General features: G+C 41.3%; 7 protein-coding genes. All 7 read left to right on the top strand.

Going from position 1 to position 15,090, the window contains the following annotated elements; all coding sequences use genetic code 11:
- The first annotated feature begins 294 nt into the window (after positions 1-294).
- The 7 genes from J2Z20_RS07670 (at position 295) to J2Z20_RS07640 (ending at position 15,068) form a co-directional block, all read left to right on the top strand.
- The gene (locus J2Z20_RS07670; protein ID WP_209847688.1) at positions 295-3,117 is read left to right on the top strand and encodes an Ig-like domain-containing protein; all 2,823 of its coding nucleotides are present in this window, start codon (positions 295-297) and stop codon (positions 3,115-3,117) included.
- 185 nt (positions 3,118-3,302) lie between these two features.
- Positions 3,303-5,810 carry a hypothetical protein gene (locus J2Z20_RS07665; RefSeq protein WP_209847685.1) on the top strand — a complete coding sequence of 836 codons (2,508 nt, stop codon included), beginning with the start codon at positions 3,303-3,305 and terminating at the stop codon, positions 5,808-5,810.
- Positions 5,811-5,940: 130 nt separating this feature from the next.
- On the top strand, positions 5,941-6,477 hold the full coding sequence (locus J2Z20_RS07660) for a hypothetical protein (RefSeq protein ID WP_209847682.1): 537 nt from the start codon (positions 5,941-5,943) through the stop codon (positions 6,475-6,477).
- A 103-nt stretch (positions 6,478-6,580) separates the two neighbouring features.
- Positions 6,581-6,853: an alpha/beta-type small acid-soluble spore protein gene (locus J2Z20_RS07655; RefSeq protein ID WP_209847679.1), complete on the top strand. Its 273-nt coding sequence runs from the start codon at positions 6,581-6,583 to the stop codon at positions 6,851-6,853.
- Positions 6,854-7,030: 177 nt separating this feature from the next.
- A complete protein-coding gene (gene metK / locus J2Z20_RS07650; protein ID WP_209847676.1) occupies positions 7,031-8,233 on the top strand; it encodes a methionine adenosyltransferase in 1,203 nt (400 codons plus the stop codon).
- A gap of 233 nt (positions 8,234-8,466) precedes the next feature.
- Positions 8,467-12,186, top strand: coding sequence for an Ig-like domain-containing protein (locus J2Z20_RS07645; RefSeq protein ID WP_209847674.1), 3,720 nt, complete (start codon positions 8,467-8,469; stop codon positions 12,184-12,186).
- Positions 12,187-12,356: 170 nt separating this feature from the next.
- Positions 12,357-15,068: a stalk domain-containing protein gene (locus J2Z20_RS07640; RefSeq protein ID WP_209847670.1), complete on the top strand. Its 2,712-nt coding sequence runs from the start codon at positions 12,357-12,359 to the stop codon at positions 15,066-15,068.
- Positions 15,069-15,090 lie beyond the last annotated feature (22 nt).

Genomic DNA, 15,090 nt, shown 5'->3' with positions numbered 1-15,090 from the left:
TATGAAAAAAAATTAAAAAAATTTTTCTGAATCTGCAACTTTTTAAAACCTTCAACGTTTAAGATGTAGAACAGAAAACAATGAGAACTGACCCAACATTGTCTAAAGCATGAAACATGTCTATTTTTTAGAAAAATATAGCTTTACGACACCTCAGACTCATTGTATAATACAAAGGTAGAATTAGGAATCTACTACATAAGTATTATTCTGTAGGTTACAAGTTTCTGTGAATTATCACAGACATTATTTATAGCTTACATGCTCAACTCGAGAAAGGAGGTGTATCGGCTAATGAGTAACATGAGCTACACTAAAGAAAACTCTTATGACATGAAAGATATTCAAGGAGGAGAAAAAAAGGTTATGAAGAAAATTTTATCCGTCGCTTTGTCTACAGCAATGGCATTCTCCATGTTTGCATCTGTAGCATTCGGTGACAATTCCGCACCATCTACACAACAACAATATGACGCACTTGTTCAAAAAGGTGTATTCAATGGCTTGCCAGATGGATCTGCACACCTTGAAGACAACATGACTCGTGCACAATTTGCTAAAGTTCTTACTAAACTTCTTGGACTTAAAGAAGTAACTGGAGTTTACTCCTACAAAGATAAGAACTATGGCCCTAAAAACTGGGCAGCTCCTTACATCGAAGCAGTTACAGCTGCTGGCTTGATGCAAGGTAAAGATTCCGTTAAGAAAATCTTTGACTTTAACGGTAACGTAACAATTCAAGAAGTAGCTAAAGTATTGGCTATCGCTTTGAAACTTGAAGTTCCAGCTACTGCTGACAACAGCGCTTCTGACTGGGCTAAAGGTTATGTTAAAGCAGCGGTTGACGCTGGTTTGATCCCTGCTGATGCTAACTTCAAAGGCAACGCAACTCGCGGAATGCTTGTAGAAGCAGCATTCAAAGCTGATCAACTTGTTAACACACCACCTGCACCAGTTGTAACTTCAGCTACTAAAGTTGAAAGTGTAACAGCTGACAACTTGAAACAAGTAACTGTTAAATTTGACGGAACTGTTGATAAAGCAACTGCTGGTGATGCTGACAACTACGGTATCGTAGCATCCGTGGGCGGCGCTACTTATGGTATCGCTTCTGCAGTAGTAGCAGACGATGCTAAGTCCGTTAAGTTGACTCTTGTTAGCGGCAAAGTGTTCACTAACCAAGATGAATACAAATTGTCCTTTAGCAATGTGAAAGCTGGAGACAAAGTGCTTAGCACAACTGATTACAAATTTAATCCAGTAGACGCAGCTCTTCCATCAGTTACTGACGTTCAAGCTCTTGGAAACAAAACAGTTAGAATTTCCTTCAGCGAGCCAATCAATACTGCTAACGCAGCTAACTTGTTAGTAGATGGCAACCCAGTTGTAGGTTACACAACTGTTAGCGGCAGCACTGTAATCTTGAAGCTGTACTCTGCTCTTTCAAACGGTGAACATACACTGACTGTTAGTGGTGCAACTGACTTTGCTGGATTCAAATCTCTTTCACAAAGCAACAAATTTAATGTAGTTGAAGATACTCAAGCTCCTACAGTTTCTGTACAAAGCGCTACATTTGAAAAAGTAACTTTGAAATTCAGCGAACCTGTTGATCCTTCTACAGTTCTTGGATCTAACGTTTACTGGTTGCAAGGTACTACTAAACAATATGCTGGTACTACTGTAAATCAAATTTCCGATGATACTTTCGAATTTGACTTCACTGGTAAAGAAATTCGTTACACTACTGACCTTTATGTATCTGGTGTGAAAGATTACACTGGTAACGCAATTGCAGCTGATACTAAAGTTCAAGTATCTCCAGTAGTTGATCAAACTCGTCCAGAAGTTGTAAATGCAACACTTGACGATGCTCACAAAACAATCACTATCAAGTTCTCCAAATCTTTGGACAAAGCAACTGCTGAAACTGCATCCAACTATGTCATCAAAGACAAAGATGGTAAAGTGGTAAGCAACTTGAAATACCCTACACTTCAATCTGATAACAAGACAGTGAAAGTTGTTCTTGCTACAGCTTTGAGTGAAGGCAGCAACTACACACTAGAAGTATCTGGTGTAAGTGATAACACTACATTGAAAAATGTATTGCTTCCTTACAGCAAACAACTAACAATTGGCGACGCAACTGGACCAAATGTTAATTCAACTGGTGATTTCGTAGTTGGTAACGGAAATAACAAACTTGTTCTTACTTTTGATGAAGTGGTAGCTACAACTGGTGCTGGTTCTGCAGTAGATCCTAGCAAATACTTGATTTCTGTTCCAAACGGTGCAGGTGGTTACAAGTGGACTACTCTTCCAGACGGTTCCTTCGTAAATATTACTCCAGATGGTAAATCTGTTGTAATTACATTGCCATCCACTACACCAGCTAATACTGTGAACCAAGTTCGTGTTGCTCTAGTAACTGACGTTGCTGGTAATAAACTTCAAGGTTTGACTCAAGATGTTAATATCGGAACATCAACAGCATCAGTTGCTCAAGCTGTATATGCAACAGATAACGATACTTTGAAAGTAACATTCGATAAAACGTTGTTGAGTGGAACTGCATCTACAGGAGATTACAGAGTTACTTCTGCAACTTACGGAGATTTGTCTGTAATTTCTGCAACAGTAGATGGTTCAAACGTGATCTTGAAACTTGCTGATAACTCTAAGTTGGATGACAATGGTATGTTCAAAGGTAGTGCAGTTACTGTATCTACAAATGCTAACCCATCCACTTCAACTCCAGCTGGCGTTCCAATTGCAGCATTCACTCAAGGAGTTATCGACAAAACTGCAGCTAGCGTAGCTAAAGTTGTTGGCTCTGTTGACGGATCTACAGTTACAATTACATTCAATGAAGCATTGAATACAACATTGAATGGTAATGAACCTACAGATCTTGTAATCAAAGATAAAGATGGTAATGTTCTTACTAACTACACAGTTACAGTTTCTGGTGCTGATTTGACAGTACACTTCGGAACTGCTCAAACTGGCGTAATTACTGTAAGCATCCAAAACCCTCGCTTCATCAAAGATGCTGCTGGTAACGTAGTTAACGCTAGCGACGCTATCGAAGTTGAAGCAGTAAAAGTTCCTTAATATATTGAACTAATATATTATGAATGAAGAAGTCCGCCTTTGGCGGGCTTCTTTTTATTTAGCCAAAATCAATTCAGGAAATGACAAAAATGTAATCCAAATTCTGGGTGAATATGCGAAACTTTAACTGGAAGAATACGTCTATTTCAGTAGAAGTTCCAATAGAACTATAGGAGGAAAGCCCAGTGAATAAATCCAAATTGACCAATGCTCTATTAGTAACGGCTCTTTTGGTGCAACCGACTGTTAGTGCAGCAGCTCCATCAACAGCAGTGAAGACTGCTCCCAAAACAACTGCAAAACAAACGAAACCCACTCAATCTGTTGTAAAAACCATCAATGATCTAGCTCCGATAAAGATATCTTCAAAGAGTACTGTCAAACTTACCGATGTTAATATTTTTTCCCAAGATGATGGAAATATACTATCGTTCACTGTAACTTTCCAAAATAATGACAACAAGAACATTCTGCTGAATGATTATTGGACAAAGGTCAAGACAAAAACAGGCACTTTCTATAGTGTAAAATTAATATCAGCTGACAAAGACAAGAAAACGGTGGCGCCAGGAGCCTCTACAACGATTACATATGCGGCTAAAATTGGAAAAAACCTTAAAATTAGTGATATCTACTTCCAGCTTATAAGATGGGATTTCAGCAGACCTGATTTTGAGGATAGTATTGGTTTCTTTAATGTTCCATCTTCATATGTAACCTCGACTCCAGTTAATGAAGTGAAGAAAATTAGAATTAATAACAATCCAGTCAAAGTGAAGGCTGATCAATTTTCTGTATATACCGATGGGGATTACAATAACTTAAGCGTGAGCTTAAATTTGCAAAATGTAGGATACAAGCAGTTTGAGGATCCGAATCTTAAATACGTAATCAGTACAGCAAGCGGTACCAACTTTCCTCTAACAGCGGATACAACAAGCAAAGGTTACAATATACAGGCGCAGGACAATAAGATGATTAATCTTGTAGCTAGAATTCCAAAAACCGTGAGTCTCAATAATTTGCAACTGCAGGTTATCCAAGATGATGATTCATTAAAATTAAGTGTACCTGTAGCTACGATGCAGCTTCCTAAAGCGAATAAGCAGGATCTCGTTGTAGAAGCATATAAAGATAAAACAATAAATGTCGGCAGTCAGAAGATTGAAGCTAGAATAGTAACAGCTGCACTGAACCAAAGCTTCGATGTGAGTGATCTAGCTATCCAAGTGATGCTGCGTAATACAAGTTCCAAGCAAGTAATCGTTCCAAAATATAATTTTGTTATTCAAACGGAAAGTGGCTATTCCTATCCAATAGATACGAAAGTATTAGACAATGTAACCTTAGATCCGTTAGAAGAGAAGTCAATTCGATTAACAGCGAGCATACCTTCTTCTTTAGCAGGAGGTCAGTACAAGCTCTATATGAATTTACCTGTTGAGACAGAAGATAAGAATGCACAGTTTAATTATTCAGTTGGTATTTTTGATGTGCCAGAACCAACACCTATGCAAAATGCACTGGGTGTAGAGAATCAAATTCAAGATGACAATGGAGTTTATGGAGTTACACTTGATTCTGTACAACGATTACCGTGGGTTGATGGAGATTTAGTCTCAGCTAAGTTTACAATCCGAAATAAAGGATTTAAGACCGTCCAACTCCCAGAACTAGAAGGGGTATTAAAAGTTGATTCAGCAAAAGTCAGCGCGGGAACGAGACTGGTAACGAGTCAAGCTTCTACTCTGCTCGGACCTCAGATGGAAACACAAGTGTATGTAGTCACTAAGCTTCCAACTGATTTGGATTTCAGTCAACTTCAAATATCGCTCAACAAAAAAGTTGGGGAAGAAAGCAACGAATGGATTCAGCTTACAAATCTAGGGACATTAAGAGATCTTCAGGCTGTTCCATCAGGTTCAAACTATCGTATGAATACAGAAGGCCATGGAGCGGATATTAAAGAGCGTAAGACATGGGTCTATGAAGGGGATACTTCAAATATTATTTACACACAGCTGGAAGTTGACAATTTGGAGGATCGTCCAGTAGATATGTCGCAGATTGTAGGGTATTTTAAATCAAGCACTGGCCAGATATTTAAAGCAGATGTAAACCAAATTGATCATGCTTCAAGTCCTCAAGGGAAAAATATCGTGACCCTGTGGAGTAAAATTCCGAAGAAAGTATCCGTAACTGATATGCAGTTAATCGTTGGTGAAGGGATTACAGAAAATAAATTGACTCCGATTAAGGGGACATCTGATGGATATGTGAATGCTGCTGCAATGAAGCTAAGTGCAGCTTATGCTTCATCGAATAGTCTGCTGCAAAATATCGAATTGTTCCCTTATACGCTATCGATTTATGGGTTACAATTATCTCTTAATGATTCTTCTACTGTTAATGTAAAATTTAATTATGATCTGCTGCAAAATCTTGATTATGATATGGGAACGTATGAACATAAACTAATTCTTGAGATAAGAGATTCAAGTGGTGAGAAATTCGAGAAAGAACTTGTTATAAGTTCAGATCTCAAAGTAGCACTTAGCCAAAGTTACAGCTTTTCAATGAATGGTTCCGACTTAGATAAGAGCGGGGTTGTACAGCTTACATTATATGATGAATTCGAAGGAAATCGTATTAGACTGGGTGACCAAGTGGCATATTATACGAATTCAAAATAATTAAATTTTGATAAAATTTGATAAGCAAAAAATCTCCTGGTTAAGGAGATTTTTTGCCTATTTAGACTTGTCCCTTCTATCATAAACCTCTATCATTAATAGAATAGTAGACTAACAGAGGAGGCAAATGATGAGAAACGTTTGGAAAACAGCAATGGCTGTTGTACTTGTTGGTGGTGGAATTGGATTAGGAACGATATTAAATACGACAGCAGATGGAGCGAGCGTAAGCAATCAACCTGGAACTGCTGATGATCCGGTCGTAACAAAGAGTTACGTAGATCAACAAATTAGCCAGGCGCTAGGCGGTGGAGTGAGTACTGGTGGCAACTCTGGGAATACAAATTCAGGCTCAGGGACAGGAAGCTCAGCGACTCCAGCTGTTAACTCTGTAGAGATTGTAAATGTGAATCCAGGAGAGAGATTGATTGCGAAAGCTGGAGCCGAATTTATTGTTCGCAGCGGCAAAGCCGTTATATATAGCCCAGATGCTAATGGGGTGGCAGATTTGACGGATGGAATTGATGTGAAGAATGGTCAATCTGCGGTAAATAACCATTTATTATCGTATCCAAGAGATGGGCGGGGAATTCAAGTTCAATCCGGTCAGAATAATGGTCTCATCGTTATGGTCCGTGGCGGATATGAAATTCAAAAAGCGCAGTAAACAGACTGACTTTGCCAGAAGTAACAAACTTTTATCAGGATGCTTGGGCTCATGACCACACATAATACTCTTGCAGTGACATGAAGCAGGAGGTGTATTGATTATGGCAAGAAGCAGTAATCGTAAGGTTGTACCTGAGAGCCGTCAGATGCTCGATCAAATGAAGAATGAAATCGCTGCTGAATTTGGCCTTGTAGGAGGCTATGGTAGCGGTAGCGGCGCTGACACAGAATTTGGTTCAGAACTTGGCAGTACAACCGACGGCTCTTACAGCAGTTCTTATGCCGGACATTTTACGTCAAGACAAAATGGCTCCGTTGGCGGTGAAATTACAAAACGGCTAGTCAGACAGGCTGAACAGCAATTATTCCAATAAAGTATAGGATTCAACATCATTTTATTCAATTTTTCTTTCATTGACATAGGTTGACAAATACGTTAATATGACTTTTGAGGATTGATAAGCAAACCTTTTCCACTTCGGAAAAGGTTCATTTTTTGTGTAAATCCTATATGCAATTGCCATACTATCCATATGGGAGGTTGATCATTCATGTCCGTTAAAGGGCGACACTTATTTACTTCAGAATCCGTAACCGAAGGTCATCCAGATAAAATTTGTGACCAAATTTCCGATGCGGTGCTTGATGCCTTTTTGGCAAACGATCCAAATGCTCGTGTAGCTTGCGAAGTTTCTGTAGCGACTGGTCTTGTTCTTGTTATTGGTGAGATTAGTACATCATCTGAATATGTGGATATTCCATCCATCGTTCGCAATACGATTAAAGAAATCGGCTACACCCGTGCGAAATATGGTTTTGACTATAACACTTGTGCAGTGCTGACTTCCCTGAATGAACAATCTGCGGATATCGCTCAAGGCGTGAATGCAGCACTTGAGAGCCGCGATCCTGAGAAAGTGGACAAAGAAACTGAAAATATCGGTGCTGGTGACCAAGGTCTAATGTTCGGTTTTGCAACGAACGAAACACCAGAGCTTATGCCGCTTCCGATTGCGTTGTCTCATCGTATTGCACGCCGTCTTTCCGAAGTTCGTAAAAACGGTACTTTAGATTACCTTCGTCCAGACGGTAAAACACAAGTTACCATTGAGTATGTTGACGGCAAACCAGTTCGCGTGGATACGATTGTTGTATCTACTCAACATTCTGAAGACGCAACACTTGAACAAATTCAAAAAGACATTATGGAACACGTTATTAAACCGGTTGTTCCAGCTGAATTACTTGATTCAGAAACGAAATACTTCATTAACCCAACAGGACGTTTTGTCATTGGCGGACCGCAAGGTGACGCTGGTTTGACAGGACGTAAAATTATTGTTGATACTTACGGGGGCTACGCTCGTCATGGCGGTGGTGCGTTCTCCGGTAAGGATCCTACCAAAGTTGACCGTTCCGCAGCTTATGCAGCACGCTACGTTGCGAAGAACCTTGTAGCAGCTGGCCTTGCTGACAAAGTAGAAATCCAACTTGCTTATGCAATTGGCGTAGCTAACCCAGTTTCCATCAACGTGGATACTTATGGTACTGGTAAAGTAAGCGAAGAGAAGCTTGTTGAACTTATCCGCAATAACTTTGATCTTCGTCCTGCGGGTATTATCCGTATGCTTGATCTGCGTCGTCCAATTTACAAACAAACGGCGGCTTATGGTCATTTTGGCCGTACAGATTTGGATTTGCCGTGGGAACGTGTTGACAAAGCTGATGCATTGAAAGCTCAAGCTGGTATCTAATTCATTTCATGCAATTGCATATTTCCAGAAAAAGAACTCCTGAACATGTTTCGGGAGTTCTTTTTTTGTATTTTTTTGTGAAAACGCTAAACTTTCAACCATAATTTACCGAAATTAATAAAGTATCTATATAATTTCGACAAAAAGTAGTGATAGATGTCTTTGGTATACATAAACAAATTCGTAGAATAGATAAGAAATCCTTTGCACAAGAAGGGAGAACATAGTCCGTAATGAAGAAGAAACTCTCATTTTGGTTAGCACTAATCCTTATTTTAGAAATAGTCCTTGGAGTTGCACCGATAAGCTATGCTGCCTCTTCGTCGTTAGTACAAGCCACTACTCCACTAGATGGTGCAACAGGAGTAGCTCTAAATAGCCCAATTGATATTACTTTTAAGGAAGCTGTGCATATTGGGGCCGGCCAAATCCTTGTGCTGGATAAGACTAATAGAGATAATATTAGAACTATAGAGCAAATCGATGTCACAGACGCTAGTAAGGTTAGCTTAGATCCTAGCGGATTGAAAGCGACGATAACTCTATCTGCAGCACTTACTAGTAACACGATCTATGAAATTCAATTGCCTGATGGTGCTTTTATTGGCAATGTATCAGGAAATAACTCTGCAGCTTATAAATGGACGTTCACTACAGTGGGTGATAATGCAGTACCCACAGTAATTCAATATACACCTGCGGCTAGTGCGACTGGAGTTGCATTAAACGATCCGCTTAAAATTCAGTTTAGTGAGCCAGTAGTTAAAGGAACAGGCAGCATTAGGCTGAAGCGCGTATCGGACAATAATGAGACAACAATCGATGTTGCAGCTAATAATGTAACGATCGACTCAAATCCAGCATCGGTCACCATTTCAAATCTTCAATTACAGGCTGGAACTAGATATTATGTGCTCATGGATCCAGGGGTTTTCACAGATGTGGAAGGTAATCCTTTTGCAGGCATTTCAGCAGCGGATACTTGGACTTTCACGACAGCTGGAGGAGCTGCAACTTCCATTCAAAGTAAATCACCTCAGAGCGGTACTTTGGGTGTGGCTAAGACGACTAAGTTACAGCTTAATTTCAATCGAAATGTATACCCGGCGAATGGGTCTATTGTCATTTATAAATCAAATGGGGGACAATTAGTAAAATCCATTCCAGTAACCTCTACACAGGTCACTGGAGGAGGTACTCCGGTGATTACGATCGACCCTGGAGTGACGTTTGAAGAAAATACACAGTATTACGTAACGGTGTCAGATACGGCATTTGTTGACGACGGCGCTAATCCTGTAGCTGGTATAACGTCAACATCGGGCTGGACTTTTACGATTGCTGGATCTGCTTCACCGTTAACGATTTCAAGCTTGTCTCCATCTGATGGAAGCACGAACGTACCGTTAAATTCTGAATTGGTTATTACATTTAACCGTGAAGTCCAAAGTGGAACGGGTACTGTTCAAGTGAAGAAGGCAGGCACAAATGTCATTACGCCTTCAACGATTTCTGTTACGGCTTCCAATCAGAAGGAAGTTCGTGTGAAATTTCCGAGCGGATTAGATCCTGACAGCACCTATGTCGTTGATATCGTCAAGGATACTTTCAAGGATCAGCTTGGGAATACATATGCAGGTCTGAGCGGCAGTACGAGCTGGAGCTTTAGAACGGTAACTTCGGACAGGCAACCGCCTGTTTTGCAAAGTGCACAAATGATTAACAATACAACAATTAGGCTTGCCTATAATGAACTGCTGGATTCGTCAGTGGCTCTATTAGCGTCTAGTTTCTCAGTGACTGTTAATAATGAAGCTCGAAATGTGAGTAGCGCGATGGTATCAGGCGACAGTGTCTATATATATCTAGATCCAGGTGTTGCCGTGGGGCAAGATATTAAAATATCGTACAGTGCGGGGATTCGAGCGGTTCAAGATCTTGGTAAAAATATGGCTGCGTCTTTTGCGCAGAAGCAAGTAACGAACTCAATTGACTCTGTGTTGCCGAAGCCTAAAGATGGCTATGTGAGTGGAAACACGCTTTATTTATATTTTAATAATACGCTGGCAAGCCCATCACCTTACGCATATACGCAATTTACAGTGTCTGCCGATGGTGTGAACCGGAATATTAAGAGTATCTCCCAGACTGGTTCAACGATCATATTGTATTTAGATAGCAGTGTGACTAATGGACAGATTGTTAAAGTGTCCTATAACCCAGGATCAAATCCGATCCAAGATAATAGGGGACTGAATATTTCAGCTTTCACAGATTATTTTGTCCGTAATGCTAATGATACCAAGGCCCCCGAGTTTACAGGCGCTGAAGGCTCGGATAAGAAAGTCATTTTGACGTATAACGAGGCATTAAAAACGGACTATGTACCAATGAAGAGTCAGTTTTCTGTTCTTGTGAATAATTTGCCTGTGTATGTTACAGAGGTCCTTATTCAAGATAATAAAGTCTCTCTAACATTAGCAACTACGTTAACTTCAACAACGAATAACACGGTCACAATCTCATATGTTCCTGGGACAGGTACCTCCAGACTCGTTGACTTGAACTACAACTCTGCTGGTTATATTAACTTGCAACCCGTGAATCTGAGTGGAAGCAATCTCATACCTGTGCAAAATACAACGAATATGCCTGGGCAAACTACAGGTTATTTGGGGACTTTAGATAGAAGTGAATTTGGCACTCAAATGGCAATCTTGAAGTCAGACGCGGCGGCTGTGAGCGCTGATCAATCACGCTACGGTGTGCCAGTCCATAAGTACACGATTGATCCGAGTAAGCTGAAATCGGCTTATGATTATGTTCTTACGAATAATACAGGTGCGAAAGCCGTTGTGTTCGAAGTTCCTGCTTCGGAATCGGCTGCCGACGTTTCTGTTCCTCTCAAGTCTCTAGAAGATACTTATTATCGTGATAACGGTACGTCATTTGCTGTACGCCATGGGGATGCAGTCTACTACTTACCGTTAAAGAAAGTGAAGTTCAGTGACGTGGCGAAAGGCTTTAATACTAATTCCTCTGCTGTTAATTTATTGATTCGAATTGAACGTCTTTCACCGAATTCATCCATTACATTTAGAGATCAATTAACGAAATCTGGCGGTCAATTCATTACGGATCCGATTGAATTCTACGTCGCAGCAGATGCCACGTACCCGTCCTATCAAAAGATGGACTTGAATTTGTTAGGAGATTACTATGTGCGTACGCAGAAGAGCGTTCCATCCAGCAAATCTGCATTGGTGCGGTTCGATGGCTCCGTTGGGCAAATAGCGTATGTTCCTACGACGATTGAAAATGCGGGCTCGTACAATATACTTCATGGGAAGACAAACGGAAATTGGACGGTTGCTGCAGTCTCTAACAACAAATATTTTGGTGATATTGATAAACATTGGGCTCAGGATGCCATTTCAGAACTAGCCGCAAAATATATCGTGGAAGGCCACACTGAACAAGGGTTCGAGCCTAACAAAAATATAACCCGCGCCGAATTCGCAACCTATATGGCTAAAGCTTTAGGGTTATCAGGCGATCAGTACACTGCACGCCGTTTTCGTGATATTCCTTATGCTAGCCCTGTGGGGTCTTATATCGGAGCCGCAGCGAAGGCGGGCATTGTATCTGGAAATACAGATGCCACTTTCAAGCCGAACAGCTATATAACCCGTGAACAAATGGCAGTGATGATGGTGCGCGCGATGGAATATACAGGTTACACGACTTATTTAAGCGACAGCCCGGGCAACACGCTTCGCGCCTTCAAAGACCGGAGTAAAATTCAGTATCCTGATGTAATTGCAAAAGCGTTTAAAGAAGGAATTATTCAGGGTGTATCCAAAAATACATTCCAGCCTAAAGGCAATGTTACTCGTGCACAAGCCGCCGTTATGATCAAACGTACGCTTGAGAAAATAGGATATTTAGGATAAACATTAAATTCTATTAATTATTCACAACATTAAACTATCTTTTTCCATGAACCGTGGGTAAAAGATAGTTTTTTTGTGAACATTTCATTTTTTTCGTAACTTTTCCTCCTTAGAACAGTCTATTAACATATACTAGAATTGTTCTGATAGATGGGAGAGGTAACGACATTATGCTTTTACGACATGATAAGGCGCTGCGAATTGCAGCGGTGACGGGGAAAAAATTGTTAGTGATTACTTTAGCGGGAACGATCATTTGGGCTCAGCCTGTTATGGGGTTCATGATTGGAGGAGGACAGAGCTATACAGCGCTTGCTGCATCGACAACGGCACAAGCAGTCAAGGTTGGTGAGCAGATCATCACTTCAGGCGCGCGTCTCTTAAAATATGAATATAATACGACACATGCAGGTGTTGCTAAGAAAATTCTAGCAGACGTTATTGAAGTAGATTTGAAGAATCCAAATGTGAAGCTGGATGTCATGACTGGCAAAGGCGGCCAATTCGCAACGAGACAAAGTGTTCTGGGCATGACCCAGGAGACTGGTGCTGTTGCTGGAGTGAATGGTGACTTTTTCAACACAGGACTCGAAGGAGCACCATTAGGACCACAAGTATCACAAGGCGTGCTGATGTCCAGTCCATCGCAGCTCCAAGGCATGTATACTTTTGCAGTAACGAATAATGGAACACCGGTCATAGATGAGTATACGTTTGAAGGATCTGTCACAGCGGAAGATGGCTCCACGTTTCCGCTTGCCGGAATAAACAAGGCAGCTTATACACCGGAACCGAATGGCGGTTATAGTCATGTGGATGCGATGTATATTTACACAAGTGCTTGGAAAGCCATTGATCGACCAATAAACAGTTCTACTACTCCTACTGAGGTGTTAGTACAGAACGGTGTCATTACGCAGATCTCTAACAATGCAAGCCTGCCAATGGCTGTACCGCAAGACGGTTACATCCTGCGTACACATGGCAAGGCAGCAGATTATGTACGTACTCACCTCGCAGTAGGTCAGAAAATTACGGCAAACTATCAATTGCGGTCCGCTACGACTCAGAAGCTTGTAGATCCAAGCAGCTTCCAGATGATGATTGGTGGACATACGATTCTCGTAGACCAAGGGAAAGCGTCAGCATATTCTCGTTCGGTATCTTCCATTAGCCCGAGCAGCTATGTTGCCCGTACAGCGGTTGGTTATTCCAAAGATAGTCGGTATGCCTATATTATCACCGTAGAGAAGAATACAAACAGCGATGGCATGACCTTAACAGAGCTGCAAGATTTTATGACCCAAGTTGGCGTATGGAAAGGAATTAATTTGGACGGCGGCGGTTCAACAACGATGGTTAATCGTCCACTTGCAGAGACGGATACCGTTCTTACCTTTGAGACATCCAATGGCGGCACAACGCAGCGGGCTGTCTCGAATGGGCTTGGTGTATTTTCGGTGGCTCCTCAAGGCACGCTTAAAGGGCTGATCGTAAGCGGTCCGAAACAGTTATTTATTGGTCAGCAAGCTTCTTATTCATTAAAAGGTTATGATACGTACTACAATCCTATTGATGCTTCGAATATTAAAGCTAACTTCAAATCGAGCAATGCCAATATGGTATGGACAGGCGGGGGATTTAAAGCCGCAAAAGCAGGTACAGCGACGATTACAGCGACAAGCGGACAAGCGTCTGCTGCAATGGATGTGAAGGTGATCGGCGCAAATGACATTAAGAGCTTAACTGTAGGTAACCAAACGGCGCCGCTGCAGGCCGGATCGACCATTTCGGTTCCTGTTACTGCAACATTACAAGATGGTCAGACGATTAGTGTTCCTAATGAGTCTATTCAGTGGGAATTGATTGGCTTCCAAGGAAGTAGCAAGGACGGCCAATTAACAGTGACTTCCGTTAGTCCTAACGCTAAAGTAGGTTATGCGATTGCAAGATATGACGGTTTTAGCACGGTTGTCGTTCTGTCTGCTGTAGGTGAGAATGTATGGGAAGATTTTGAGAATGTAAACTATCCAATTAACTTCACATCTAATGTACCTGAGGTAACAGGTAACGTGTCCATTACACCAGGCACTGGTGATCACAGCAACTCAAAAGTACTGCAGCTTCAATATGATATGACGGCTGGCAGCGGTAAAATGTATGCTTATGCGCAGCTTAATGGAACAAACGGGAAAACGATTTCGTCTCCAGCAACTTCGATGAGCATCGATGTTATGGGAGACAGCAGTCTTAACTGGCTTCGTGCTGAAGTGTTGGATAAGGACAATAAGACGGTGTACATCGATTTGGCCAAACAAGTCGACTGGACTGGCTGGAAACGATTAACGGTTGATTTAACAGGCTACAACATTGGTTATCCGGCTAAGTTGAAGCGACTCTACCTCGTTAACGTTGAGGAAGGACAAGATGAACGGGCTAGAACGGGTGCTGTAGCGTTCGACAATATTAAATTTACGGTTCCTTCAGAAGGTATAGATGCGACTCTACCTAAGAATACAGTTCAAATGGTTCTCGGACAGAAATCAATCATTGTAGGCGGGAAAAAACAAAGCATGGATGTCGCCCCAACTTTGAAAAATAATTCTACCTACGTACCGATTCGCTACATTATGGACGCATTTAACGGTAGTGCACAATGGAATGCAAATACCAAAACAATCACGGTGATGCGCGGTAGCAAGCTGCTCCAAATTACTGTGGGACAAACGGACTTTATCCTGAACGGCAAGCGTCAGAAGTCTGAAGTCGCCCCAATGATTATTCAAGGAAGGACTTTAGTCCCTCTTCGTCTCGTGTCTGAGCAACTAGGACTAGATGTAAATTGGGAACAGAAAACGAAGACCATTACGATACATTCATGATATGGTAAGATTTATAAGGAAG

The organism is Paenibacillus sediminis, assembly GCF_017873765.1.
Lineage (GTDB): Bacteria > Bacillota > Bacilli > Paenibacillales > Paenibacillaceae > Paenibacillus_AG > Paenibacillus_AG sediminis.
The sequence above is the reverse complement of the archived record's forward strand: the minus strand, read 5'-3'. Positions and strand labels throughout refer to the sequence as shown.